The following is a 25,783-nucleotide window of genomic DNA, read 5'->3' on the forward strand; positions in this document are numbered from 1 at the left end:
GGGCGAATTAGCGAGACTTCTTCACCGTGCGCTTGGTCAGCGTCGGCGGCTTCTTGGCGGTCTTCTTCGTCGTCTTCTTCGCGGCCTTCTTGGTCGTCTTCTTCGTCGTTTTCTTGGCCGACTTCTTTGCGGCCTTGCGGCTCGACTTCGCAGGTGCCGAGCCCTCGGCTGCCTGCTTGGCGCGCCGCTCCGACAGCAGCTCATTCGCGCGGGCGTCCGTCATCGTCTCCGGGGTATCCCCCTTGCGCAGGGAGGCGTTAGTGGTGCCATCCGTGACATACGCACCGAAGCGGCCGTCCTTGACGGACATCGGCTTGCCGGAGACGTCGTTATCACCCAGCTGCTTCAGCGGTGGCTGCGCGGCGGCACGACCGCGGCGCTTCGGCTCGGCGTAGATGCGCCGGGCTTCGTCGAGGGTGATCGTGAAGATCTGCTCCTCGTTGGCCAGCGAACGGGAGTCCTTGCCCTTCTTGAGATAGGGGCCGTAGCGGCCGTTCTGGGCGGTGATCACCTCGTTGTCGCTCGGGTCGACGCCCACCTCGCGCGGCAGGCTCATGAGCTTCAGGGCCTCCTCCAGCGTCACACTGGCTGGCTCCATGTCGCTGAACAAGCTGGCGGTCTTGGGCTTCAGCGTCTCCTCGACGATCTGCTTGACGCGCTTTTCCTTCTGCGCCTGCGCGGTCTTGGTCTCGCGGCTCAGCGGCTTCTTGCCCTCGGCCTCGCGCTCGCGATCCTGCTCGTCGCGCTCGGCCTCCCAGACCTTCACGGCCTCCTCGGCCACGCGGGATTCCTCGTCCTCGCCGAGTACCTCGGTGACGTAGGGGCCGTAGCGTCCCTCGCGGGCGACGATGGTGCGCCCGTTGGCCGGGTTGGTGCCCAGCTCTCGGCCGCCCTGCGGGGTGGCGAAGAGCTTCTCGGCCACCTCCAGGGTCAGCCCGTCCGGGGTCATGGATTCCGGCAGGTTGGCGCGCTGTACCTCCGGCTCGGCGCCCTCCGGTGCCCCTTCCGGTACCGGCTTGATGCGCTCCAGGTAGGGGCCGTAGCGGCCCACGCGGACGACGATCGGCACGCCGTTTTCATCATCGAAGATGTGCAAGGAGTTCACCCGGCGGGCGTCGATCTGCTCCAGGTTGTCGCCCACGATGTGCTTCAGTCCACCGAGGCGGGGAACGACCGCGCCCGGGGCTTCCGGGCGGGAGCTATCACCAAAGTAGAAGCCCTTCAGCCAGTTCACGCGGTCCTGATCGCCCGCAGCGATGGCATCCAGCTCGTCCTCCATCGCGGAGGTGAAGTCGTAGTCCACCAGCGCGCCGAAGTTCTGCTCCAGCAGGCCGACGACGGCGAAGGCCACCCACGAGGGCACCAGCGCGTTGCCGCGCGGCAGCACGTAGCCGCGGTCCTGGATGGTGCGGATGATGGATGCGTAGGTCGACGGGCGGCCAATGCCCATCTCCTCCATCTTCTTCACCAGCGAGGCCTCGGTGTAGCGGGCAGGTGGGTTCGTCGAGTGGCCGTCGGCGGCCACGTCGCGCGCGTTCAGCTCGTCGCCCTTGGTCAGCTGCGGCAGTCGCTTCTCCGCGTTATCGGCCACGTCGCGGCCATCGGCGGTGCGGCTGACCTCCACGTAGGCCTTCAGGAAGCCCGGGAAGGTCAGGGTGCGGCCGGTTGCGGTGAACTCGCAGGTCTCGCCCGACTTCGCGTCGCCGGCGACGGTGACCTTCATCGACTGGCCCTTCGCGTCGGCCATCTGGGAGGCCACGGTGCGCTGCCAGATCAGCTCGTAGAGCTTGAACTCCTCGGCATCCAGCTGGTTGCTCAGCTGGCCGGGAGTCTGGAAGGTCTCGCCCGCCGGGCGGATCGCCTCGTGAGCCTCCTGCGAGTTCTTCACCTTGCGGGAGTACTGGCGCGGACCATCGGCCACGAACTTCGCACCGTAGAGCTCCTTGGCCTGCTTGCGGGCGGCCTCAATACCGGCGGTCGACAGGGTGGTCGAGTCGGTACGCATATAAGTAATGTGGCCATTTTCGTACAGGCGCTGCGCAATGCGCATCGTGCGCTCCGAGGTGAAGCGGAGCTTGCGGCCAGCCTCCTGCTGCAGGGTGGAGGTCATAAACGGCGGGTACGGGCGGCGGGTGTAGGGCTTTTCCTCCACCGCCGTCACGGCGAACTCCTGGCCCTGCAGCCCGTCGGCCAGGGACTTCGCCTTCGCCCCGTCCAGCACAAAGGTCTCCTTTGCACTGGCCTTCAGCTTGCCGTCATCGCCAAAATCACGGCCCTGGGCCACGCGCTTGCCAGCGACCGTTGCCAGCCGTGCCTCAAAGGAGTCCGGGGCGGCGTCATCAAGAGAAGAAACAGCATCTACCACGCCGAACGTGGCGCTCAAGTCCCAGTACTCCGCGGCGACGAACTTCATGCGCTCGCGCTCGCGCTCGACGATCACGCGGGTGGCGACGGACTGCACGCGGCCGGCGGACAGGCGCGGCATGACCTTCTTCCACAGCACCGGGGAGACCTCGTAGCCGTACAGGCGATCCAGCACGCGGCGGGATTCCTGCGCATCGACCAGGTCGTAATCGAGCTCGCGAGTGTTCTGCGCGGCCTCGAGGATGGCGTTCTTCGTGATCTCATGGAACACCATGCGGCGCACCGGCACCTTCGGCTTCAGCACCTCGAGCAGGTGCCACGCGATGGCCTCACCCTCACGGTCGGGGTCCGTCGCCAGGTACAGCTCATCGACCTGCTTGAGCTTTGCCTTCAGGTCGGAGACCTTCTTTTTCTTGTCCGGGCTGATGACGTAGAGCGCCTCGAAATCTTTATCGACGTTGACGCCCAGACGCGCCCACGGCTCCTTCTTATACTTGGCCGGTACGTCTGCCGCGCCCCGGGGGAGGTCACGGATGTGCCCGACGGAAGCCTCAACGATGTAGTTCGGCCCCAGGATCGGGGCGATCTTCTTGGCCTTCGTCGCCGACTCAACGATCACTAGACGTTTGACGTCATCGTTTGCCATCGGTTGATTTCACACATCCTTCAAAATCTTAAGTTTGCCGGGTGCCATTGTTTATACAGGTTTATTGCAATGGTTCTTTCCGGGGGCCACTTACGCATTTCTAAGCGACACTACGCGGTTTACGCAATTTATTTGCAACCGGGGTAGGCGCGGCCTTAACCGGCGAAGCCCCCGCCTGGGCGCGATATGCACCGCGGGCGGGGGCTTGCTGAAACCCTGTGGGTTTAAAGAGCCGTGACGTTCTGGGCCTGCGGGCCCTTGGCGCCCTCGCCGATCTCGAACTCGACCTTCTGGTTCTCCTCGAGGGTGCGGAAGCCGCTGCCCTGGATCTCAGAGTAGTGGACGAAGACGTCGGAAGATCCGTCGTCCGGGGCGATGAAGCCAAAGCCCTTCTCCGCGTTGAACCACTTGACGGTTCCCTGTGCCATGAATTTCTACCTATCTTGTTGAATCTGTCCGGCGCAAGTCTTCTGCGACCACCAAACGCCGAGGTCGGAAGATACTTCGTTTCCAACCCAATCGGCCCAAAACCCAACGAGACCCCACCTCACGCCGAGGCGAGCGGAAAAGTTCCGAGGATTTTAATAACCACACGACAGTCTGCCACGTTGCGGGTTAAACATTCGGGCGAGTTTGGATTCCGCAGGACAATAACTTGTATCCACCCCCTAATGGGTCTAGAACTGACTTTAATGTCTGACCCCACGCCCCTTACCCCAGACTCCGCGCCCGACGGTCCTGCGGGCAGCACGGCAGGCAGCCCAGCGAGCGGCACAGCCCCGTCGTTCGGCGAGGAACTTCTGGCCGATCTGACGCCCGAGTTTCCGCGCTCCACCGTCACCCATACGCGCACCATCCCCGCCCGCCAATCACAAACGGCGCAGTGGCCGGAATGGGCCGACGAGACCCTGGTGGAATACCTGCATGAGCAGGGAATTTCTGTGCCCTGGTCGCATCAGGTGGAGACTGCGAGCCACGCACATGCGGGCCGGGATGTGGTGGTTGCCACCGGCACGGCGTCCGGAAAGAGCCTCGGCTACCAACTCGCGGCCTTGAGCGACCTGGCTACGGCGAGCACCGCGACGGCTCTTTATATTGCACCGACGAAGGCACTGGCGCAGGACCAGCGGGCGGCACTGGCGCGGATGTGCGCGGGCGCAGCGAACCTGAACGACATCATGGTGGCCACTTACGACGGCGACACCCCGCCCGAGACGCGACGGGTGATCCGCGACCAGGCGCGGGTGATTGTGACGAATCCGGACATGCTGCACGCCTCGATACTGGGGAACCCGCGGTCCTGGAGCCGGCTGCTGTGCACGCTGCGCTATGTGGTGATCGACGAGTGCCACGTGTACCGCGGGGTGTTCGGCGCACACGTGGCGATGGTGCTGCGGCGGCTGCTACGGCTGTGCGAGACGGCTCCGACGGTCGTGTTGGCGTCCGCGACCAGCGTGGATCCGGCCGCGCACGCACGCCGGCTGACGGGGCGGCCGGAGGTGGTAGCGGTGACCCACGACGGGGCGCCCGCGGGCGAGCGGACCGTCGCGCTGTGGGAGCCCGGGTTCCTGCCGGACGTGGAGGGCGAGAATGGCGCGCCAGTACGGCGGGCGGCGAACTCCGAGGCCGCGGACGTGATGGGGCTGGCGATCGCCCAAGGCGCGCGGACGCTGACTTTCGTGCGCTCCCGGCGCGGCGCGGAGGTGGTGTCCGTCGCCGCCGCGGAGAAACTGTCGGCGCTGGGGCGCAGCGCGGATGCGGTGCGGGTGGCGGCCTATCGCGCGGGCTACACCCCGGAGGATCGCCGCGAGCTGGAGCGTCGCTTCGACAACGGCGAGCTGCTGGGCATCGCCTCGACGAACGCGCTGGAGCTGGGCATCGACGTCGGCGGGCTAGATGTAGTGGTGACCAGCGGCTTCCCCGGCACGATCGCCAGCTTCCGGCAGCAAGCCGGGCGCGCGGGCAGGCGCGGGCAGGGCGCACTGGTGGTGCTGGTCGGCGCGGACGACCCGATGGATACGTATCTGCTGCACCACCCGGAGGCTTTGCTGGACCGGCCGGTGGAGAACACGGTGTTCGACCCGACGAACCCCTACGTGCTGGCCGACCATGTGGTGTGCGCGGCGGCGGAAAAACCCCTGTCCGAGGCGGAGGTGGCGCACTGGGGTGCGGAGCGGGTGGTGGAGCACCTGCTGCGCCAGGGCGCGCTAAAGCGCAGGCCGCGGGGCATTTTCGCGGATCTGAAGGTGGCGGAGCAGGTGCATTCGCGGGTCTCGATCCGCGGCGGGGCGGCAGCCCAGGTGGCGATCGTGGAGGCCGATTCCGGCCGACTGCTGGGCACGGTGGACCAGTCGCGCGCAACGTCGGACGTGCACACCGGGGCGGTGTACATGCACCAGGGCGAGACGTTTGTAGTGCAGCTGCTGGACCTGGAGGAATCCGTGGCGTGGGTGCGGCCCGAGTTCCCGGAGTACACCACCCAGGTGATCCGCGAGACCGACATTGCGGTGCGGCGCACGCGGGGGACACGCAAGGTCTGCGACGGGGTGTGGCTGGCGGATGTGGACGTGGAGGTTTCCCATACCGTCAGCGGTTATCGGAAGCGCCTGCCGGGCGGCGAGATCCTGGAGACCGTTCCGTTGGACGTGCCGCCGGAATCGCTGCGCACCCGCGCGGTGGCTTACACCGTGGATCCGGACGTGCTGCTGGATCTGGGGCTGCCGGAGCCGACGTGGCCAGGGACGTTGCATGCCGCGGAGCATGCGGCGATAGGCCTGTTGCCGCTGATCGCAACGTGCGACCGCTGGGATATTGGTGGCGTTTCTACCGCTTTGCATGCGGATACGGGCCTGCCGACGGTGTTTGTGTACGACGGTTATGCGGGCGGCGCAGGCTTCGCCGAACAGGGCTTTGCGCGCTTTGCCGAGTGGATGGCCGCCACCGCCGAGACCGTGGAGACCTGCGAGTGCGAGTCCGGCTGCCCATCTTGTGTGCAGTCGCCGAAGTGTGGCAACGGCAATGATCCGCTGTTCAAGGCGGGTGCGGTGTTGTTGTTGCGGGCGCTAGCCGGGGCGGCGGGTTAGTTCACTGTTTTTCTTTGGGACGCCCACATCCCAGCTCGCCTGAGAATATACTTTCCCCCATGAAGCCTTTTTTTGGGAAAAATCATACTGAGTTCCGGCGGGGTTTTAAGGCGAGCATCGCCGCCACGATGTCCTTAGTTGCGTTGTCCGGGATGGGCGGGGTGGCCACCGCGCAGTCCGTAGCGCCCTCTGGGTCGGCGCCAGCAGGGTCAGCGCCGGCAGGGGTGGCCTCCTCGGCACCGACGCCGTCCGGACCGCAGTCGAGCGCTTCCGCACTGGTCAACAAGGGCGAGCCGATGCGCACCCCGGCTCCTTTCGCGGGCAGCCCGGTGGATAGTGGGCTGAAGATCGGCGCGGTTCCAGCTAAGGCGGGGGCGCTGATGAACACTGTTCCGCTTGATCCGGCGGTCGGTTTGTCTGCGGCTGGCCAGCAGTTCCGCTTCAGCTACTCGACGACCAACCAGCACGGGACGGTCTCGCCTTCCACCGGTGCGGTGTTCTTCCCGAAGGGCAAGGCTCCGGCTGGTGGCTGGCCGGTGTTGGCGTGGGCGCACGGAACGGTGGGCTTAGCGGATCAGTGCACTCCGTCGATGAACCCGCGCTCCCAGCGGGATCACGACTACCTGAACCATTGGCTCAACCAGGGCTATGCGATCGTCGCCAGTGACTATGCGGGCATGGGCACCGAGGGGCTGATGAGCTACCTCAACGGCAAGTCCACCGCCGCTAACGTGGTGGATTCCGTGATCGCCGCGCAGGATCTACCTGCGGTGAAGCAGGGTGGCCAGAAGCTTTCCCGCAACTGGGCGGTCATTGGCCAGTCCCAGGGCGGCGGCGCGGCCCTGCACGTCGCGCTGCGGGCAACGGAGCGGAGCAAGCAAGCGAACCTCAACTTCCTGGGCACGGTGGCCACGGGCGCCCCGGCTTATGTTGAGGAGATCGTGCTGGCGGGCAGCCCGACCTTCCCGCCGGTTCCCCTACCAGCCGGGTTGAACACTTACGCGATGTATATTGTCGCGGCGTTCCGAGAGGCCAACCCAAACGTGGATGTCGATTCCGCCCTGACTGACGAGGGCAAGCGCATGGTGAAGGCCTCCGAGGATTCTTGTTATCCGGAGCTTTCCGAAGCCCTAAAGGGCACCAATGTCGCACGGGCGTTCTCCAAGCCGCTCCGCGAGGTGCCGGGTCTGGAGCCCGCACTGCGCGAGTTCATGCAAACTCCTGCGACTGGCTACGATAAGCCGGTTTTCCTGGGCCACGGCCTGAAGGATATGGATGTGCCCACTCCTATCGGCATCATCTTAAATACGGACATGTGGATCAATCAGTTCATCGGGGATATGCGCAGCCGTAACCAGCGGGTGGAGGTTCACTGGTATCCCACCGACCACGGCGGAACCGTACCCGCTTCGCAGGTACACTCCACCCCGTTCCTGGCGAACCTGTTCCGCAACGCTTAGCCCGCGCAAGCACGCCTTCGCGCCCACGCTTCGCACCCCCTTAGCAGTGCGCCCGGCTACTCCGCTGGCCCGGCGATGGCCTGCGCCTTCTGCGGGAGGATACGCGAGTTCGAGCCAATGCGGGTGGTGACGTCCACCGTCACGAACTCGCCTTTGACCTCGCAGTTTTCCACGTCGGCACCATTCGCACCGGCGATGCTGCGCGCAGTATCGCACGGCTCGCCCTCGCCCGTCTGCACCACCATCGCCGCCGATAGCGCGGCCAGGTCCGCGGCCGTGCTGGCCTGCTCCTTGTGACCCAGCATGGCGCTGCCGATAGCCAACAGGGAAACCACCGACAGGACGCCGAGCGTGACCATCGCCCCATAGACAGTGCTCATCTTTCACTCCCCGTCATCTAACTCGATCCCCTCTATTCGCCGTCCGGCTCCACCAACGTGACGGCCTCGCCGTGGACGTCGAACAAAGCCCCGTCCTTGGTAACCTTCACCCGCACAAGCGGCGATTCCGCACTACCTTCGCGGGTTGTGGAGACGGCCGCGGTGGCGTCAATCTGCCTGGCGAGCGCAACCCCATCGCCGCCACGCGCTTCGGCCCGGGCGACGGTCCGCGCCAGCGATTGCGCCGAGGCTGCCTGCGACATAGTGACCAATCCCGCGGCGGATCCACCGGCGACGAGCGTTATGGCGGACAGGACGATGGCGCCTTCGACTGTGTTCATGTTCGTTCCTGGTTAAAGATTCTTGTGCGTAGTTCGTGGTGTGTGGTTCGTGGTGTGTGTTTTTAGTGACGCCCCCCACGCGCCCGAGCCTTGAAGAGCTCAGGAGCGCGGGGCGTGGTGTGGCCCCGGCGGCTAACCAGGAGCTTTCCGGGCTACTTTGTGTTCAGTGCCCTATCGAAAATTCCGCTGAGTGCCTGCTCCACGGTGTCCGAGGTCACGACGGTGTACAGCAGCGCTCCGAGGGCAGCTGCCGCCACGCAGCCCAAGGCGTATTCCACCGTGGACATACCCCTTTCATCGGCGTATCGACTATAGATAGCGCCGATAATGTGGTTCCACCAACGAGTGATTGGGTGCAGGTCAGAATATGTTTCTTCCGCAATTCCAGTGCTCGGGTCCGTCTTGACCGGCGCGGCCTTGAACTGCTCCGGAACCGCAATCGGTGTGCAAGCGGTCGACGTGGGTGTAGTTGGAGTGAGAGTGGTTGGAGCGGTGATGGTTGGAGTGGTCATGGTCAGTGTCCTTCCCCGGCGGCACGAAAGGCGCGCCGCCGTGTTGAGTGAGTTGAGTTCGATAGATGTCAGATGTCCGTGTGAACCACTGTGAGTTGCTTCTCCAGGAGTGGCCCTCACCTCGCGTCGGTGCCCATAGCTCCTAGAGCGAGGCCATTCCGATGGCCAGCGGTATCAAGCCGACGAAGACGAAGGCCGGGAGGAAGCAGAGGGTCAGTGGTGCAGCCAAGGCGATCAAGACCTTCTCGGCTCCGGCGGTTGCCTTGTCGGCGGCAACGCGGCGGAGGTGTTCGGCCTGTTGATGCATTCCATCGGCAAGCGATGTTCCGGCGCGGGTTTGCTGCGCCGCTTGGCGGGCGATGGGACCAAAGAGGGAATGCTCGGCCAGCGTTAGCCAGGCATCCTTCCCCCCACCGAGGTTCAGCAGCGCTATGGCGCGGCCGAGATCCCCTTCCCCATCGTGTTCACCATCGTGGACTAACTGCCCCACCCCCACGTCCCAGGCTGGCAACAATGCCTTTCCGGCACGCAGCGCAGCCGCGGAAACGTCGAGGGCACGGGCCGCGTCCAGCGGACCCACGAGTGTGGAGCCGGCAGGTCCGGCCCGCACACCCACCCCGCCCAGTGGGGATGCGGTCAGCGATTCGCTCAGATGCTCCGTCCACAGGGTGCCGGCGCACACCAGTCCCACCCCGGTCAAGAAAAGCAGTACTCCCAGCACATTCGTCAGCAGAAAGGTCAGCGTGCCGAGCCCGCTGCTCTGCCCCAGCGCCACTGCGCCGATCGGCAGCGCCAGCAGCACCGTGACTGTCAGCCGCGCGCCCGCCGTCGCGGAGGTGGACTTCGAGATGTGCGCCAGCTGCGCATCAATGTCCGTCACGTGCGCCCGGGCCAGCGCTGCCAACCCCACGCCGTGGCGGTGGGAGATGCCCCAGATGTGGAATAGGTGGGCAAGGGAGCTCGGGGCGTCACTGCCCGGCGCGGTTCCACCAGTCCCCTCACCCGGTGCGGCGCCACCAGATCCGGCACCCGGCGCGGCGCCCAGGCGCACCTTCACGCAGGCAACGTCCACCTCGTGGCGCAGCGCCTCGGATTTCAACCCCTCAGCCGCGTGCTCGACGGCCTCCAATGGTCGGGCACCCGCGGCCACTTCGCGGGCGATGGCATCCACCACATCGCGCACCCCGGCCAGGGTTTTCATCTGCCTGCGGGTCCGCAGCATCCGCCCCGCCACGACCTTCAGGGTGAAAGCCACCATCAATGCGCCCGCCACCACCGCAAGTACCGGAATCATATCTCTGCCCTCCCATCAGCCCAGCTCATCGCTGAACTCCTCGAATCCCGCACGGGCGCCGTCGCGCCAGTGCCACAGCACCTCAATGCGCGCCCGCTCGTCGCCGACCAGCCGCCCGATGTGCGTCAGCCGTCGCCCCTGCTCCGTGCGGGAAACGTGCAGCACCACGTCTATTCCGTCGATTACCTGGCGGGTCAGTGCTATCCGATCCAGCCCGGCCATCGCACCCAGCGCCTCGAGCCGCCCCGGCACGCTGGCCGGGTCGTTCGCGTGGATAGTCCCCGCACTGCCCGCATGCCCGGTGTTCAGGGCAACCAACAGGTCCGCCACTTCGGGGCCGCGGATCTCGCCCACCACGATGCGGTCCGGGCGCATGCGCAGGCTCTGCTTCACCAGCGCCGTCATGGAGATCGCACCCGCCCCCTCCGCATTGCCTTCGCGGGTGGCCAGCGCCACGACGTGCGGATGGTCTATCAGCAGCTCCGGGGTGTCCTCCACCACGAGCAGCCGCTGGTCGTAGGCCACCTCCGCCAACAGCGCGGCCAGCAGGGTGGTCTTCCCCGCGCCCGTCCCGCCACTAATCAGGATGTTCCGCCGCGCCCGCACGATCCGCCGCAGCACGCCCGCCATCTCCTCGCTGGCCAGACCGCCTTGCACCAGCGCATCCAAGGAGTTCTTTTGCCCCTTAATCGCGCGCAAGCTAATGCAACTGCCGCCCGCCGCCGGTGGAGCCAGCAGCGTATGCACGCGGATCGCCTGCGCCGGTACGTCCGGAGGCAGCTCGCGCAGCACCCCGTCGGCAAAGGGCCGGGCCTCGTCCAGCCGCTCCCCGCACAGCGTCGCCATCCGCACCGCCAGGTCGCGCGCCGCCTCCACGCCGATCTGCACCCCGTCTATCGGCTGCATGCCCTCGCCCCGATCCGCCCATACGCTGCCATCGCCGTTGAGCACCACGTCCGTCACCTGCGCATCCTGTAGCGGTCCCGCCAGCGGCCCCAGCCCACTGAACTCCCTCTGCAGGGTGCGCACGTTCTCCACGCTCGCCTTCCCGATCAGGTGCAGGCTGCGCGAAAGGTCGTGCTCGTCCGGCCTACTAATCCCCTGTTCAGCCAGGTCGTCGCGCACGATCGCCAGCAGCCCGCGCTCCGCTTCCGGCTGGTTGTTCTTGTTCTTCTTCCTTAGTGACGCCACCTGCGTCTCCCCCGTCCCTGTTATCCCCTAGCCCGCGATTGGCAGCGCGCAGTTGCCGACGATGTGCTGGATTTTCTCCCACACCTCGCGCACCGGCCCGCGGGCGCGGTCGTGCTTCAGCGAGCTTTCAATCCAATACTCGGCCTCGCCTCGATCCAGAGCGGGAGTGCACTGGTCATCGTGGCGAATCACCGCTACGGGAACCTCGTCCATCATCATCGCGGCAACGGCCACGGAGGTGGAGGCGCCGGGGACTTCCCGCAGCACGATCAGCGGCTTGGTTCGGTCGTTTTCCAGCATTCGGTTTCGCAGTGCGCTGGCGGCGGTCACTCCCTGGATGGTCAGGGGTGCCACCAGTATGTGCACGTCGGGTTCCCCTTCGCCCCACTGCTCCTGCCATCCGGCGCTCGCGCTATCGGCCACTGGCAGACTGCGCCCGCAGTCCACCACCAGATCATCTGCATGCATCAACCCGGCCAGCTGGCCCACGTCCAGTCCCCTGCCGCCACTGTGTGCGCCGAAAGTCGGGTAACGGTCGGCGTAGATTACGGGAACGGCCCCGCCTTCGGCGCTGATCTTCTTTCCGCCCGCGCTATCGAAGCCGAGCATCAGCAAGTGGCTGCGCAGCTGGTCGAAGTCGCAGTCGGCAGGGATTTGGTTGCGGGTCAGCCCCGGCCGCCGTTCCTTGCCCAACACTAGATCCAGGCCACAGGAGTGCGGGTCAGCGTCCAGCAACACCGCAGGCCTTCCCTCGCAGGACATGTAGTAGGCCAGTTGGGCCGCAAACAGGCTGGACCCCGCACCGCCTACCGCCGAACTCACCGCGATGCGCACCGCGTCGTTCGATCCAATCATCTCCGCCAACACCATCGCCCCACCGGCGTCCAGGGAGGGCTCCAGCTGATCCACGCGAATCGCTCGCACCAGTCGGTGGCGGGTCAACTCGCTTTCCCTATCGCTCAACACGATCGCCGAGTTTTGGCAGGTAAACCCCTCTTTCCGATCTAGCTCGCGCAGCAGGTTCGCCTCAAACTCCTCCGTACCATCGTGGATAATCATCGGCCGGCGGGTCACCGCTACGACCATGCGCGCCTCGTTGTTCCACAGCGGGTCCGCGATGTCCACGATCACCGGCCGGAGCTGTGCGGTTTGCTCCCACCCCTTCTTCCTTGCTGCTGTTTTTGCCTTCTTGGCTGCTGCCTTGCTCTGCTTTGCTGACTTCCCTGTGCCCATGAACCAAAGGCTCCCAGTTGCGGGCTTGCAAAAGTACCCCTGATTTTTTGGCTGTGGAAAAATCGGGGTGGCGTCATAAAAACGGGCCTAGACCCTGTGAATAACCCGAAACGCAAAAAGATTAAAGTGGCATAAGTGGTGCAATGTTACTAGAATGACGCATGTGAATCAGCACCAAGACCCACCGCGCGCAAAGGGCGCAGAGCGAGTTTTGGCCATTTTCGACCTCGATAAGACCATCATCGACACGTCGGCATCCCTGGCCTACCGCCGCCCGATGGCCGAACGCGGCCTGCTCAATACCGGCGAGGTGCTGAAGATGATGGCGATGCTGGGCAACTACATGCTCTCCACCCACTCCGAGGAGGGGCTGGAATCCACAAAAGAAGCCCTGACCAGGATCATCAAGGATCGCGAATCCGAGCCCCTGCGCCAGGTCGCCCAGGATGCCCTGCAGGAAGTCATCACCCCGTTTATCTACGCCGAGGCGCGCGAACTGATCGAATGGCACCGGAAGATGGGGCACCGCATCGCCATCGTGACCGCCTCGGCCTCCGTCATGGTGCAGCCCATCGCCAAGGAACTCGGCGTGGATCACCTGTTCGCCACCGAACTGGAGGAAAAGGATGGGCGCTTCACCGGCGCCGTCACGCACTTCAACAAGGGGCACGCCAAGGTCGAGCGCATCCTAGAGCTCGCCCGCAAACACGGCTACGACCTGGGGAAAAGCTACGCTTATTCTGACGCCGCCACAGACATCCCCATGCTGAAGCTGGTGGGCAACCCGGTTGCCGTGAACCCGGACCGCCCCCTGAAGAAGCAGGCGACGGAGGCCGAATGGCCGATCCGCCAGTTCGTCCGCCCGGAACCGCTATTTCCGCAGGCAGCGGTGATCGCCGGGGCGGGCGCCACCCTGGCTCTGCTCGGCATTGCCGCAACCGGCCTGGCGATGTGGTGGCGCGGGCGCGAGGAAGGTTCAGACGAGGCCTAGCGGCTACTTCTACTTCGCGTCCGCGATCGACTTGCCCTCCAGCGAGCCCTCGGACAGGCCCGTGGCGTGGAAAACAATCCACTCGGCCACACCCTCCGGGGTGCCGCTGGCAAACCCCTCGGCTTTCGCCTGGTACTCGTCGCGCCGACGGTTCCACCAGACCTCCGGCACGCCCAGGCCGCGCGGATCCAGGCCAGTGGCGATAGTCGCCAGGCGGGAGCAAGCGCGGGCGGTCACGCCGGTGGCGTCCGCAAAAGGCTGCAACGTCAGCAGCTCGCCGTGGATCACCGCGGACAGCACCGTCGCGTTCACCTTGGTGCCGCCGGTGATGAACTTGCCCAGCAGTTGCAGGCGCGCATCCGTGGAGCGGCGCGGGCGGCCCGGCACCAGGAACTCCGCATCCCCCGCGGCCTTCTGGCGAAATGCCGGGTCGGACATCTGCGGGCTAGCAACCGCGTTGATGCGCGCGATGATCTGCAGCGGGGCGCGCCGCCAGGTAGTCACCGTCTCCGTCACACCGTCCGGAGCCAGCAGCTCCGCGGCGCGCAGGGCGCCGGCCAGGATCGGATCCTCCACCTGGCCGTCCTCCGGCAAGCGCGGGGAGCCACCGTCCAGCTGCGCCGAGGCACGCGCGCCGCGCAGCACCGATTCCGCGCCCGTGACATCCCAGCCACGCAGGTTGGCGGGGTGGCGGTGCAGGCGCGCCAGGTGGTCGTTGGCCTGGGCCACAGCCTCCGGCACTCCGGGCAGTTCAGCCAGTCCAGCGAGTGGGTCTTGCGCAGAATTGTCAGACATATTTAAGACAATAATGCACCCGCGCGCGCAATCTTCCCCGTGGTCTGGCAAACTAGGGGGGAGTCAATTAGGTGTAACCCCCCAGGAGTTTTAACAGTGAGCAACAACGATCACGATGGCATGTTCACCGACCGCGATAGCTTTAACCCGAAGGTTAACGCTATTCCGCTGTCGGATGTGGATACCCATGCCAAGGGTCAAGCCAGCATCAGTGACCTGGTGAAGGATGCCTCCGCGCAGGTTTCCTCCCTGGTTCGTTCCGAGGTCGAGCTGGCAAAGACCGAGATCGCTACTTCCGCCAAGAAGGCCGGCATCGGCGTGGGCCTGTTCGGCGCTGCCGCCATCATCCTGGCCTACAGCTCCTTCTTCCTCTTCTTCACCATCGCCGAGGCACTGGATACCTTCATGTGGCGTTGGGCGGCCTTCCTGGTCGTCTTCCTGTTCATGCTGGTACTGGTCGCCATCCTGGCTCTGGTTGGCCTGAAGCAGGTCAAGGGCGTGAAGAAGCCGGAGAAGACCATCGAGTCCGTCGGCGAGCTGAAGACCGTGATCCCGCAGAAGGGCAAGGGCTCTTCCTCCGCGCGCCGCCCGGGAATGTACACCTAAATCCCCCGCGCGCCTGAGATGACTTCCGAAGATTCTCACGCTGTAGATCCGCACACCCCGCATGCCACCTTCGTGCATTCGCGGGGTGTGCGTCTTCGCGTCGACATCCAAGGCCCCCGTAACGCACCATTGGTGCTGCTGATTCACGGTTTCGGCGGTGGCGCTTTCGACTGGCACCCGCTGATGCGGCAACTCGCGGGCGAGGATCTGCGCCTAGCCGCAGTGGATCTGCGCGGCTATGGCCGCTCGGATAAGACCCCGCACGGCTACGACCTCACCACCGCCGCCAGCGACATGGCCGGGGTGATCCGCGGCCTGGGCCACACCACCGCCACCGTCGTCGGCCACGGCTACGGCGGCATGGTCGCCTGGACTTTGGTGGCTCACAACCCGGAGCGCGTCCGCAGCTTCGTCACCCTTTCCGCCATCAATCCGCTGCTGCGTTTTCGCAGGATCCTGGCCCAGCCGTTCTCGCAGCCGCACTTCGCTCGCCGTCTGCTGTCCGCCCAACTGCCGCGACTTCCGGAGCGCAAGCTGTTGGCCGATAACGCCGCGGCCACCGAGAAGATCTTTAGGGCGGGTGTGGCCCCGGGTTTTAGGGATACGGACGCCTACTTCCGCAGCGCCGCACTCCGCCGCGAAGCAATGCAGGTGGATAAGGTGGCCCACCTTTCCTGCGAGTACCTGCGCTGGCCTTTCCGCAGCCGCTTCCGCCCCGAGGCGATACGCTTCGAGCGGACCTTCCCGGCGACCACACCTGTGCCGCTGCTGGCGGTGGATGGCAGCATGGATCCGATCTACGACGAATCCCTGGCGCAAAAATCCGCTCGGAAGGCCGATACCGCCGAGCACAAGGTGCTTTACGGCGTGGGCCACTACCCGCACGTGGAGGATCCGCCGTGCGTCGCGGAGCTACTCCGCGAGCACCTGCGCGCCTAGGGGCGCTAGTCGCTACTCCGCCACGCAAGCACCCGTCGCCGGGCTGCCCTGGTGCGAGGTCACGTCCCCAACGTGCTTCATTACCTCTTCCCGCGTCAGGGCGTAGCCTGTGTCCTTCTCGTTAATATCGGCCCCGAACACGACTCCCAGCACGTGGCCGTCCTTGTCGATCAGCGGACCGCCGGAGTTGCCCTGCACCACGGAGCCGCGCAGCGAATACGCCTCGCGCTCCACCCGCTCATCTGCATAGATGTTCGGTCCGCTGACCACGAACTTCTCGCGGATGCGCGCAGGGGTGGCCTTAAACGGCCCGCCGTTGGGGTATCCCATGACGATCGCGTCCTGGCCCTGCTGCCCCTCGCCTTCTGCCCACTTCATCGGCACAAAGGGAAGGTTCTCGCTGCGGAGCAGGGCGATATCCACCTGCGGGTTGTAGTACACCACCCGTGCCTCACGCGGGCCGTCCTTCGTCATCAGCGTGACCTCGTTAGTTCCGGCCACCACGTGCGCGTTGGTCATCACCGTATCCTCGGCAACCACCCAGCCAGTGCCCTGCAGCATCCGGCTGCACTGTTCCGCCTGGCCAACCACGCGCAGCACGCTGTCGCGGGTGTTCTGCACCGCCGGGGATCGCATCAGCGCGTTGTCCGGCGGGTCGACCTCCGCGGTGGGCAGGTTCTCCATCGGGTCGGCGATCATTGGGAAACCCGAGTCGTTAATCAGCTGCGAGGTCTGCGCGGGCAGCTGCTTGAACCACACCGGGGCGGCGTTGCCCACCGCGCCGAGGATCTTGCTTCCCTTGATCGTCTTCCCGAAGCCGCCGACGTTCCCGGTGGCGATCAGCACGAGGATCAACCACACGATCAGCAGTGTTGTAAAAACCTGCACGATGGAACCGACGGCGGAATCCGCCCTTAAGGCCTCCCGCGTGCGGATATTATCCCGCAGTTTCGCGCCCATGCCAGAGCCGATGGCGTAGCAGACCACCACCACGACAGTCACGGTGAGCAGTGCCGCGAAGAAGCGTGCACTGGCGCTATCGGGCACCTTGTCCTCAGCAAAGTGCACGGCGAGCGGAATCAGCTTCAGACCCAAGTAGCCGCCCAGGGCCACCCCGACGAAGCTCAGCGTGGCGCTAAACCCGCCCTGCCGGTACCCGGAGATCGCCGCACCGAGGCAAACGAACACCAGCACAATGTCGAGGATCATCGACCCCGTCGCTCCGCTCATGGTGCGCCTCCGTTTCTGCCCATCTCGTTGGCCCTGTCGAACCCTTCCCGCATCTCGCCGAGCGCCTCGCCATTGGCGGAACCGGCCAGCGTCTCGAAGAGGCTCCACGGCCCCTCGGCACCGCTATCGCCGCCGCTGGACCACGGTTCCTCCCAGCCCGCACGGCGCAGCAGAGCGCTGATCACCCCACCGGTGAAACCCCACAGAACCAGCGGGTTTTCCTCACCGATGTGCAGGTTCCAGGCCGGCCCACGCCAGCCGGCGAAGCCCACCTCGAAGCGGCGCCCCGGGTTCACTAGCTCGCCCAGGGGGTAGGGCTCAACCCAGTCGTTTTCGGTTGTAGGGCAGCTTACCGCATGAGGTTGACGCCACCACGCCACCACCGGCACCACTGCGAAATTTGAACGATCAATGTAGATCGGCTGCAGCACTGCAAACGGCTCCACCGTGTCCGGGTTCAGCCCCGTTTCCTCCTCGGCCTCCCGCAGGGCGGTCTCCACCGGCCCGGCGTCGGCCTCCTCCAAACGCCCGCCGGGAAAGGCCACCTGTCCGCTGTGGTTGCGCATGGTCGGCGCGCGGTGAGTCAAAAGCATTGTTGCGTCGGCGGGGATGGCTTGCCTGCCTGTGGTTCCGGCGGGGCGGGAGAAGGTGGCGTCACCAGAAAGAAGAATCAGCACCGCCGAGTAGCGGGGCGGGCGGCCATGCTCGTCGACCTCCGGCACGATCCGGGCGGAGTCGTTGAGGTACTGGTGGATGTCCACCTCGCGGCAGTCGCGGGCGAAGTCGCGTAGCCATTCGGGCAGGTTGGAAGGCAGTTTGGGCTGCTTTTGCATGCGTGCGAGCCACCGGTCTAGGTGGGTGTTCCGCTGCGAACTCGAGTTGGTCATAGAACCTCCTGCACCGCCTTTTCCATTTCCTCGGCACTGCGGAACGTCTGCGCGTACAGATGCGCGCGGGTTCCGTCCGGGTTGTAGACCACGGTCAGCGGCACCACCTTCGGCAGGTTCGCCGCGGAGTCGAAGGTGTGGTTGGAATCCTGAAAGCTGGGTAGCTTATCCACATCCAGGTCGCGCAGCATGTCCGCCCCGGCCTGACCCTTGGCATCCAGGTGGACTCCCACGACATTCCACTCGGGGTGTTGTTCGGCGAGCTCTTGCATCACAGGTAGCTCCTCGCGGCATGGGGCGCACCACCACGCCCAGACGTTTACAACCGCAGGCTTGCCCGCCAGGCGTTCGGCCAGGGAGGTCTGGGACTCACCTGCGCTGTCAGAGCCGCCTTCTGTCAGGCACGGAAGGTGCACGTCCTTCAGTTCTGCCTCGGGGCTCACGGTGGCTCCGGCTGCGCCTTCCCCCTCGCCCGCGCCCGAGCCTGCACCTTCCGGGCAGCGGACCTCGTGCGCCACCTCGACAGGACCGTCGTCCGCTGGGGTCGAGGCGGCGTCATCCTCCACAGAAGAAGTAGGCGCACCTACGTCGTCCGCAGAATCATCGCGCAGCGCGGCAATCAGCGGCACGCAAAGAATCGCAATGCCAACAACCAGCGTGACCGCGATGATGATCGCGCGCGTGCGGGCAGAGTGTTCGACAGGTGCAGACATAACGAAGAATCAGTCTACCTGGCCGCCTACCCCAAACCCCGCCATTTCTAGCAGGTTGTCGCGGTCGTCGGACTTAATCATTGTTGACGCCACCTCAGGGTCAGCCGGCCCCGCCATCCCGAAGCTAGGGCACTGCCGCGCCAGAAAGCAGGCTCCGCAGGCCGCCCGGCGCGAGTGGCAGATTCGGCGGCCGTGGAAGATCGCCCGGTGGGAATAGAGGGTCCATTCCTTGCGCTCGATTAGCTCCATGAGGTCGCGCTCGACCTGTACTGGGTCTTCGTGCTCCGTGAGCTTCCAACGGCGGGCCAAGCGGCCCAAGTGCGTATCCACGGTGATGCCCGGCACGCCGAAAGCGTTTCCCAGCACCACGTTTGCGGTCTTGCGCCCCGCGCCGGGGAGCTTCACCAGCTCCTCGAGCGTGCCGGGGACCTCGCCACCGTGCTTCTCCACGATGGCCTGGCCGAGGCCCACGATGCTCTTGGCTTTCGAGCGGTAGAAGCCGGTGGACTTGATGAGCTGTTCGACGTCCTCGAGGTTCGCCTCCGCGTAGTCGGCGGCGGTGGGATAGCGGCGAAACAGTGCCGGGGTTACGGCGTTGACGCGCTTATCGGTGCACTGTGCGGACAGGACGGTAGCCACCAGCAGCTCGAGGGGATTGTTAAAATCCAGCTCGCAGTGTGCGTCTGGGTAGGCCTCGGCGAGCATGCGGTTGATCTTGCGGGCGCGGCGCTTGCGGCCCAGCGGGGTTTCCTTGCCCTTCGCGGCGATGTGCGCGCCGATGCGGGGCAGGGTGGGTTGGCCGGGCTGGGCTGGCTGGCCGGACGGGGCGGTGTGGCGAGTCATAGAACCTTCCACTTCGACGAAAAAGAAGTTCTGCGAGCAAAAGCGGCAGCTAATAATATTCTCAAATGTACCTTCACCCCGAATTGCGCTGTGACATAGTTGGGTATGATCTAACAAAAGAGACGAACCATACATATTTGGCGTGATGCACGCTACACAGGTGAGGTGGTCACCCGCGCCACCGCGATGCCAGAAACGGAAGTGAAACTAAGGATGGCAGAAGTATCCGAAATACTATCGAGGGCAGGCATCTTCCAGGGTGTTGATCCCACCGCAGTCCGCACCCTCATCGAGCAACTGGATACCGTCAAATTTCCTCGCGGCACCACTATCTTCGACGAGGGCGAGCCGGGCGACCGGCTGTACATCATCATCAGCGGCAAGGTAAAGCTCGCCCGCCACTCGGTGGATGGGCGCGAGAACCTGCTGACCGTCATGGGCCCCTCCGACATGTTCGGCGAGCTGTCCATTTTCGACCCGGGTCCGCGCACCTCATCCGCCATCTGCGTGACGGAGCTGCACGCGGCGACGATGGACTCCACGATGCTGCACAACTGGATCAGCGAGCACCCGGAGATCGCCGAGCAGCTGCTGCGCGTGCTGGCGCGCCGCCTGCGCCGCACGAATAACTCCCTGGCAGACCTGATTTTCACGGACGTTCCCGGCCGCGTTGCCAAGGCCCTGCTGCAGCTGGCAAACCGTTTCGGCACCCAGGAAGGCACCGCTTTGCGCGTGCACCACGACCTGACTCAGGAGGAGATCGCCCAGCTGGTTGGCGCCTCCCGCGAGACCGTGAACAAGGCGTTGGCAGAGTTTGCCCACCGCGGCTGGATCCGCCTGGAGGGTAAGTCCGTGCTTATCTCCGATACTGAGCGCCTGGCCAAGCGCGCCCGCTAGACAGGAAGCCCGCACCCCGGATCCCGGGTGCGGGCTTTCACAGCTGGTCGCTAGCCTCCGCTAGTCTGCACTAGTCCTCGTCGCCGCGCAGGAAGCGCAGCGTCACGCGGGTGGACTGTGCCGCGGCGTTACGCAGCACCGGATCCACATCCGTGTAGATCTCATCGACGATCTCGTTCACCGAAGCGTCATCGCCCAGCTTCTTCAGGGCTTCCTTAACCTGCTCCAGGCGCTGCTCGCGGCGATCGATGTACTTCTGTGCAACCTCCGCCAGGTTCGGCTGGTCCGGGCCGTGGCCGGGCAGCAGCGGCTTGTCCTGCCCGCGCTCGCGCAGCTTGGTGAGGGTCTCCAGGTAAGCCCCCAGATCACCATCGGTCTCGGAGATCATGGTGGTGTGGCGGCCGGCGAGAGTATCGCCGGTGATGATGCCCTCCACGTCGGAATCGTCGGTGCCGCCGTTGGAGTGGATAAAGAAGGACACACAGTCGGAGGTGTGGCCCGGGCAGTGGACGACCTCGATGGTGGGGGTGAGCCCCTCGAAGGAGATGATCTCCCCGTCCTCCAGCTCGTCGGCTGCGATGCAGTACTGCTTGTCGAAAGCGCGAACCGGCGCACCAGAGATCTGGCGGAAACGCTGAGCACCGTTCGCGTGGTCAGCGTGGCGGTGGGTCAGCAGCACAACGCCGATCTCCGCACCACCCTCGGTGGCCTTGGTGTTCAGCACATTCAGGTGGCCCTCGTCCTGCGGACCCGGATCCACCACAACGGATACTGTGTCGTTCTCTCCCCTAATCACCCAGGAGTTCGTGCCCTCCAGGGCAGCGTAGCTGGGGTTCGGCGCGAGAACGACACCGATGTTCGGGGTTACTGGACGTAGTTGACTATAAGCGGGGTGCTTCATGCCTCCCAGTGTAGATCGAACCGCGAATTTATGCGCTGATCTGCGCGACGATCTCTACCTCTACGGGGGCATTCAACGGCAGCGCGGCCACACCGACTGCGGCGCGGGCATGCACTCCGGCTTCGCCGAAGATTTCTCCCAATAGTTCGGAGGCGCCGTTGATCACGCCTGGCTGCCCGCCGAAGTCTGCGGTGGAGGCAACGAATCCATTGACCTTCACGATCCGCTCGATGTTATCGATCCCCACCAGGTCGTCGATCGCGGCAATGGCGTTCAGCGCGGCGGTACGGGCGGCGTCATAAGCCTGCTCTTCAGTCACCTCAGCGCCGACCAGCCCCGTGACGGGCAGCTTGCCGTCCACGAAGGGCAGCTGACCGGAGGTGTAGACGATGTTGCCACTGCGCACGGCCGGCACGTAGGCGGCGACGGGTGCTGCTACCGGCGGTAGCTGCAGGCCGAGTTCTTCTAGTTTCTGGCGAAAGTTCTGCTGTGCCATTTTTATTGCCCCTATTGCCTCTGTTCGCCCTACTGCTCCAGCGGGCGCTTCATGTAGGCAACGTGCTGCTCACCGGTCGGGCCAGGCAGGACGGAGACGAGCTCCCAGCCATCCTGACCCCAGTTATCCAGGATCTGCTTAGTGGCGTGGGTGAGCAGCGGTACGGTTACGTATTCCCAGTTAGTCATGGGAACTACTGTAATGGTTACTTCTTTGCCGCGCTGGCAGCCTCGAGCTGGCCAGCGAAGAAGTCCGCCCAGCTGGTGATCTCGGGGTGCTTGCGCAGCAGCGCGCGGCGCTGGCGCTCGGTCATGCCACCCCACACGCCGAACTCCACCTTGTTATCCAACGCGTCGGCGCGGCACTGCAGCACGACGGGGCAGTGGCGGCAGATGGCCACGGCCTTGCGCTGGGCGGCACCCTTTACAAAGAGCTCGTCCGGATCCACGTTGCGGCAGTGTGCCTGAGTGATCCACTCGCCGCGATTGTTAAAGGACTCGCGGGTCGTGATCTGTTCAGCAGGCTGGCAGGTCGGCTTGGAGCCGCTGGTCACCTTCGTGCGGGCAAGCGATGCAGTCATTGTCTTCCTCCGAAACGTGCCTCCAGCAGGGGCGGCCCTCGCGCGTTGTGCGTCGGTTGTCGTTTGGTACCGCCAACTGCCGTAGAGGCTTGCTGTAGTAGTAATTTTATTCACACGTTTTTAGAAGTGTCGAATAGGTCACATTTTGGGGGTAACTGATAGCCACGCGACATTTATTAAGTATAGATTCAACTGACCAGCGAAAACTGTAGATCTGCTACCCACCCCACGACCTTTTCTTTTTGACGCCCTCACGATCGCGCTGGTCAGCCCATCAGTAAATCGTGTCGCGCATCACATTCGAGACTTTTCCCAAACCAGCGCCGCGGCAAATTTTTTCCACTAAAGGTGCACAGATCTGCAAAGGGGGTGATCACCCCCGGTGGCTGGCGCGTGGGCGTCAGAAAGAAAGGGCAAAAAGGCTAAAGGGTTGTCCGGGGCGTGGGTTATGGTGATAGCCGTGGACGCACCGAAGCCATTTCTGAAACTGTTCCTCGCCATCCTGGCCGGTGGCGTGCTGCTGGCCGCCGCCATCCTGCCTTTCGCGGGCGCGGGCGGCTGGGTGGTAAACGCCAGCACGGACGCGATGAACTCCAATGTGCAGGACATTTCCGAGAACAACTCGGTGCCACTGCGCTCGCGGATCACCGACCGGGACGGCAAGACAATCGCCTGGGTGTACAACCAGAACCGCACTGAAGTGCCCTCGGACAAGATCTCCCAGGCAATGAAGGACAGCATCGTTGCCATCGAGGACCGGCGCTTCTACCAGCACAAAGGCGTGGATATCCGCGGCACCCTGCGCGCGGCGGCGGCGAACGTCTCTAGCGGTGGGGTCTCGGAGGGCGCGTCGACGATCAACCAGCAGTACGTGAAGAACTACCTATGGCTGATCGAAGCGGAGAACGAGGACGAGGCCGCCCAGGCCATCGAAACTTCACTGCCCCGCAAGCTGCGCGAGATGAAGATGGCCGGCGACCTGGACGATAAGCTGACTAAGGACGAGATCCTGACGCGCTACCTGAACCTGGTCTCCTTCGGCAACAGCGCCTTCGGCGTGCAAGCCGCGGCGCAGACCTACTTCGGTGTGAACGCGGCGGATCTGAACGACAATCAGGCGGCCTTCCTGGCCGGAATCGTGCAATCCACCAGTGCGCTGAACCCGTACACCAACCCGGAGGGTGCGAAGCAGCGGCGCGATGCCGTGCTGCAGGCGCGCGTGAACGCGGATAGTCTTTCGCAGGCCAAGGCGGATGAGCTGGCGAGCAAGCCGCTGGGCGTGCTGGAGGAGCCGAAGGTGCCCACCAACGGTTGTATCGGCGCCGGTGGCTCCGGATTCTTCTGCGATTACGTGCTGGAGTACCTGGACGACAAGGGGATCTCCAAGGACAAGGTAGCCAAGGGCGGCTACACCATCCGCACCACGCTGGATGCGCAGGCGCAGAAGCATGCGGAGACGGCCGCCCGCAGCAAGGTCTCCCCGGACCAGGAGGGCGTATCCGCCGCGACGAACTACATCACGCCCAAGGGTGGCAAGCACCAGGTGTTGGCCATGGCCTCCTCGCGCAAGTACGGCCTGAGCCAGGACGAGCGGGAATCCGTGCTGCCGCTGCCCCACTCGCTGCAGGGGCACGGCGCCGGCTCCGTGTTCAAGATCTTTGCAGCTGCGGCGGCGCTGGAGGACGGCATGGGGCTCAACACCAACCTCGCCGTGCCCACCCGCGCCGAGGTGGAAGGCATGGGTGCAGGCGGCGCACCCGGCTGCCCGCCAAACAAGTACTGCGTGGAAAACGCCGGCTCCTACAAGCCCAACATGACGTTGAAGGAAGCGCTGGCGACCAGCCCGAATACTCCCTTCATCGAGATGGCGAAGAAGCTGGGCATGGAACGCATCACAGACATTGCCATCAAGCTGGGCCTGCGTTCCTACAAGAACGAGGGCAGCTTCGACGGTGAGCACTCCGTGGAGGAATACATCAAGGACAACAACCTTGGCTCCTTCGTGCTGGGCCCCACGGCCGTCGACCCGCTAGAGCTTTCCAACGTGGCCGCCAGCCTGGCCGACCACGGCCGCTGGTGCGAGCCCACGCCTGTGCTGTCCGTGAAGGACCGCAACGGCGAGGACGTGGAGATGGAGAAGGTGGACTGCGAGCAGGCCATCGACAAGAAGATTGCCGATGCACTGGCTAACGGCCTGGGCAGCGACGTGCAACAGGGCACCGCCTCCGCCGCCGCCCGCGCGACCGGCTGGAGTGGCCCGCTGTCCGCCAAGACCGGTACGACGGAAACCAGCTTCTCCGCCGCGTTCCTGGGCTTCACCTCGGGCTGGGCCGGATCCTCCTACATCTTTAACGACGGTGGCACCGCCAAGAACCTGTGCACCGCGCCCGTGCGCCAATGCGGCAACGGCAACCTCTACGGCGGTAACGAGCCCGCGCAGATCTTCTTCGAGGCCTCGAAGCCAATGATTAAGAAGTACGGTGGCGGCAAGCTGCCCTCCTACGACAAGAAGTACGACGCTGGCACGAACCCCGGCAAGTGGGGCGCACCCGCGTCCACCGGCGGATCGGGAGGTGGTGCCCCGAGTGGCGGCAACTCCGTGCCCGCCCCGCAGGAGCCGCAGGCCCAGGGGGAGCTCGATCTCCCGCCGGAGATCCGCCGCGGCCTCGCCGACCTCGATGACTTCCTAAGCCAGCTCCGCTAACCCGCGGGCTCTACCGCGCGCTGACCGCGTTGCGTGCCCGTTACCTTGTGAGTGTCCCTGATAATGGGGATAGTCGCTGGTCCCGGTATGGCTTACTTGCCCTGTAGTTTCCATAATCCGGGGGGTGTTGCCGCCGGGTGCCAGGACTTTCGATGACAGCTGATAGGGACACGGCCAGTTTCAAACTAGGTCTCTTTGTAACGTGGGTGCTTGCAACGAAGGTCATGACGCCAGCGACTGGATCAACGCCATACCCATCTCGTTTTCTAGGAGCTCATCATGTCTCCGGAGCATTCCATCGACATATTCCTTGGCCTAGACGTCGGCAAATCTGAACACCACGCCTGCGCCCTAGACCGTGATGGCAACAAGGTCTTCGACAAACCGTTGCCCCAACTCGAATCCGAACTAGCAGGCGTTTTTCACCAGCTTCAGGAGCTTGGCACCGTGCTCGTGATCGTCGACCAACCCAACACCATCGGCGCACTACCGATTGCTGTAGCCCGGGACTGCGGTTGCGAAGTCGGATACCTGCCAGGTCTTGCGATGCGCAAAGCTGCAGATCTCTATCCGGGGCGTGCAAAAACAGACAAACGCGACGCATTCATCATCGCCGACACCGCCCGCACAATGCCCCACACGCTACGTGCCGTCGACCGCAATGATGAGGTACTTTCCGCTCTAAAGATGCTGTCTG

General features: G+C 64.7%; 26 protein-coding genes. 8 read left to right on the plus strand and 18 right to left on the minus strand.

Annotated elements, in window-relative coordinates; genetic code table 11:
* Nucleotides 1–7 precede the first annotated feature (7 nt).
* Nucleotides 8–3,010, minus strand: a complete 3,003-nt coding sequence (gene topA / locus MHX66_RS01855; protein ID WP_239199024.1) for a type I DNA topoisomerase — start codon at nt 3,008–3,010, stop codon at nt 8–10.
* A 224-nt stretch (nt 3,011–3,234) separates the two neighbouring features.
* Nucleotides 3,235–3,438, minus strand: a complete 204-nt coding sequence (locus MHX66_RS01860) for a cold-shock protein (RefSeq protein WP_005292238.1) — start codon at nt 3,436–3,438, stop codon at nt 3,235–3,237.
* Between the two features lie 264 nt (nt 3,439–3,702).
* Between MHX66_RS01860 and MHX66_RS01865 the strand changes: the two genes are divergently transcribed.
* Nucleotides 3,703–6,093 carry a DEAD/DEAH box helicase gene (locus tag MHX66_RS01865; RefSeq protein WP_239199026.1) on the plus strand — a complete coding sequence of 797 codons (2,391 nt, stop codon included), beginning with the start codon at nt 3,703–3,705 and terminating at the stop codon, nt 6,091–6,093.
* Nucleotides 6,094–6,175: 82 nt separating this feature from the next.
* Here the strand turns inward: MHX66_RS01865 and MHX66_RS01870 are convergent, their stop codons facing one another.
* Nucleotides 6,176–6,397 (minus strand): hypothetical protein, encoded by a 222-nt coding sequence (locus tag MHX66_RS01870; RefSeq protein WP_239199029.1) that lies wholly within the window; start codon nt 6,395–6,397, stop codon nt 6,176–6,178.
* Between MHX66_RS01870 and MHX66_RS01875 the strand changes: the two genes are divergently transcribed.
* Nucleotides 6,390–7,553 (plus strand): lipase family protein, encoded by a 1,164-nt coding sequence (locus MHX66_RS01875; protein WP_239199032.1) that lies wholly within the window; start codon nt 6,390–6,392, stop codon nt 7,551–7,553. The two genes, MHX66_RS01870 and MHX66_RS01875, sit on opposite strands and share 8 nt — an antisense overlap.
* A 56-nt stretch (nt 7,554–7,609) precedes the next feature.
* On the opposite strand, the gene MHX66_RS01880 is transcribed toward MHX66_RS01875, so the two are convergent.
* From MHX66_RS01880 to MHX66_RS01905, 6 genes are all read right to left on the minus strand, one after another.
* On the minus strand, nt 7,610–7,933 hold the full coding sequence (locus tag MHX66_RS01880) for an Rv3654c family TadE-like protein (RefSeq protein ID WP_239199035.1): 324 nt from the start codon (nt 7,931–7,933) through the stop codon (nt 7,610–7,612).
* Between the two features lie 32 nt (nt 7,934–7,965).
* Nucleotides 7,966–8,274, minus strand: a complete 309-nt coding sequence (locus MHX66_RS01885) for a hypothetical protein (RefSeq protein ID WP_239199038.1) — start codon at nt 8,272–8,274, stop codon at nt 7,966–7,968.
* Between the two features lie 152 nt (nt 8,275–8,426).
* Nucleotides 8,427–8,786: a DUF4244 domain-containing protein gene (locus MHX66_RS10530; RefSeq protein WP_255717077.1), complete on the minus strand. Its 360-nt coding sequence runs from the start codon at nt 8,784–8,786 to the stop codon at nt 8,427–8,429.
* A 142-nt stretch (nt 8,787–8,928) separates the two neighbouring features.
* The gene (locus MHX66_RS01895; protein WP_239199041.1) at nt 8,929–10,080 is read right to left on the minus strand and encodes a type II secretion system F family protein; all 1,152 of its coding nucleotides are present in this window, start codon (nt 10,078–10,080) and stop codon (nt 8,929–8,931) included.
* A gap of 15 nt (nt 10,081–10,095) precedes the next feature.
* Nucleotides 10,096–11,271 (minus strand): TadA family conjugal transfer-associated ATPase, encoded by a 1,176-nt coding sequence (locus tag MHX66_RS01900; protein WP_239199044.1) that lies wholly within the window; start codon nt 11,269–11,271, stop codon nt 10,096–10,098.
* A gap of 27 nt (nt 11,272–11,298) precedes the next feature.
* Complete coding sequence (locus MHX66_RS01905) at nt 11,299–12,504, minus strand: hypothetical protein (RefSeq protein WP_239199047.1); 1,206 nt, start codon at nt 12,502–12,504, stop codon at nt 11,299–11,301.
* Nucleotides 12,505–12,658: 154 nt separating this feature from the next.
* Here MHX66_RS01905 and MHX66_RS01910 point away from each other — a divergent pair, with 154 nt between their 5' ends.
* A complete protein-coding gene (locus MHX66_RS01910; RefSeq protein WP_239199050.1) occupies nt 12,659–13,495 on the plus strand; it encodes an HAD family phosphatase in 837 nt (278 codons plus the stop codon).
* Nucleotides 13,496–13,504: 9 nt separating this feature from the next.
* Here MHX66_RS01910 and MHX66_RS01915 read toward each other — a convergent pair whose 3' ends face one another.
* The gene (locus MHX66_RS01915) at nt 13,505–14,290 is read right to left on the minus strand and encodes a hypothetical protein (protein ID WP_034984533.1); all 786 of its coding nucleotides are present in this window, start codon (nt 14,288–14,290) and stop codon (nt 13,505–13,507) included.
* A 120-nt stretch (nt 14,291–14,410) separates the two neighbouring features.
* Here MHX66_RS01915 and MHX66_RS01920 point away from each other — a divergent pair, with 120 nt between their 5' ends.
* Both MHX66_RS01920 and MHX66_RS01925 read left to right on the plus strand, forming a co-directional pair.
* Nucleotides 14,411–14,896 (plus strand): phage holin family protein, encoded by a 486-nt coding sequence (locus MHX66_RS01920; protein ID WP_239199097.1) that lies wholly within the window; start codon nt 14,411–14,413, stop codon nt 14,894–14,896.
* A gap of 18 nt (nt 14,897–14,914) precedes the next feature.
* Nucleotides 14,915–15,835 carry an alpha/beta fold hydrolase gene (locus tag MHX66_RS01925; RefSeq protein WP_239199053.1) on the plus strand — a complete coding sequence of 307 codons (921 nt, stop codon included), beginning with the start codon at nt 14,915–14,917 and terminating at the stop codon, nt 15,833–15,835.
* Nucleotides 15,836–15,847: 12 nt separating this feature from the next.
* On the opposite strand, the gene MHX66_RS01930 is transcribed toward MHX66_RS01925, so the two are convergent.
* The 4 genes from MHX66_RS01930 to nth are packed head-to-tail and all read right to left on the minus strand — an operon-like array spanning nt 15,848 to nt 19,508.
* Nucleotides 15,848–17,065, minus strand: coding sequence for a MarP family serine protease (locus MHX66_RS01930; protein ID WP_239199056.1), 1,218 nt, complete (start codon nt 17,063–17,065; stop codon nt 15,848–15,850).
* Nucleotides 17,062–17,952, minus strand: a complete 891-nt coding sequence (locus tag MHX66_RS01935) for a CoA pyrophosphatase (protein WP_239199059.1) — start codon at nt 17,950–17,952, stop codon at nt 17,062–17,064. The genes MHX66_RS01930 and MHX66_RS01935 overlap by 4 nt, the downstream gene beginning before the upstream one ends.
* Nucleotides 17,949–18,665: a TlpA disulfide reductase family protein gene (locus MHX66_RS01940; protein WP_239199062.1), complete on the minus strand. Its 717-nt coding sequence runs from the start codon at nt 18,663–18,665 to the stop codon at nt 17,949–17,951. The genes MHX66_RS01935 and MHX66_RS01940 overlap by 4 nt, the downstream gene beginning before the upstream one ends.
* A gap of 9 nt (nt 18,666–18,674) precedes the next feature.
* Nucleotides 18,675–19,508 (minus strand): endonuclease III, encoded by an 834-nt coding sequence (nth, locus tag MHX66_RS01945; protein ID WP_239199065.1) that lies wholly within the window; start codon nt 19,506–19,508, stop codon nt 18,675–18,677.
* A gap of 213 nt (nt 19,509–19,721) precedes the next feature.
* Between nth and glxR the strand changes: the two genes are divergently transcribed.
* Nucleotides 19,722–20,405, plus strand: a complete 684-nt coding sequence (gene glxR / locus MHX66_RS01950) for a CRP-like cAMP-activated global transcriptional regulator GlxR (RefSeq protein ID WP_239199068.1) — start codon at nt 19,722–19,724, stop codon at nt 20,403–20,405.
* A 70-nt stretch (nt 20,406–20,475) separates the two neighbouring features.
* Here glxR and MHX66_RS01955 read toward each other — a convergent pair whose 3' ends face one another.
* Genes MHX66_RS01955 through MHX66_RS01970 form a run of 4 tightly spaced genes read right to left on the minus strand, consistent with a single transcriptional unit; the run spans nt 20,476 to nt 22,382 of the window.
* Complete coding sequence (locus MHX66_RS01955; protein ID WP_239199071.1) at nt 20,476–21,306, minus strand: MBL fold metallo-hydrolase; 831 nt, start codon at nt 21,304–21,306, stop codon at nt 20,476–20,478.
* Nucleotides 21,307–21,334: 28 nt separating this feature from the next.
* Nucleotides 21,335–21,802 (minus strand): RidA family protein, encoded by a 468-nt coding sequence (locus MHX66_RS01960; RefSeq protein WP_034984519.1) that lies wholly within the window; start codon nt 21,800–21,802, stop codon nt 21,335–21,337.
* A gap of 29 nt (nt 21,803–21,831) precedes the next feature.
* The gene (locus MHX66_RS01965; RefSeq protein ID WP_011274258.1) at nt 21,832–21,990 is read right to left on the minus strand and encodes a DUF4177 domain-containing protein; all 159 of its coding nucleotides are present in this window, start codon (nt 21,988–21,990) and stop codon (nt 21,832–21,834) included.
* 17 nt (nt 21,991–22,007) lie between these two features.
* The gene (locus tag MHX66_RS01970; protein WP_239199074.1) at nt 22,008–22,382 is read right to left on the minus strand and encodes a WhiB family transcriptional regulator; all 375 of its coding nucleotides are present in this window, start codon (nt 22,380–22,382) and stop codon (nt 22,008–22,010) included.
* A gap of 448 nt (nt 22,383–22,830) precedes the next feature.
* Between MHX66_RS01970 and MHX66_RS01975 the strand changes: the two genes are divergently transcribed.
* Together MHX66_RS01975 and MHX66_RS01980 are read left to right on the plus strand one after the other, a co-directional pair.
* The gene (locus MHX66_RS01975) at nt 22,831–25,086 is read left to right on the plus strand and encodes a transglycosylase domain-containing protein (protein WP_255717078.1); all 2,256 of its coding nucleotides are present in this window, start codon (nt 22,831–22,833) and stop codon (nt 25,084–25,086) included.
* A gap of 279 nt (nt 25,087–25,365) precedes the next feature.
* Nucleotides 25,366–25,783: IS110 family transposase (locus MHX66_RS01980; RefSeq protein WP_239199080.1), on the plus strand; the 418-nt coding region annotated here is incomplete at its 3' end.

The organism is Corynebacterium sp. ACRPH (genome assembly GCF_022347285.1).
GTDB lineage: Bacteria > Actinomycetota > Actinomycetes > Mycobacteriales > Mycobacteriaceae > Corynebacterium.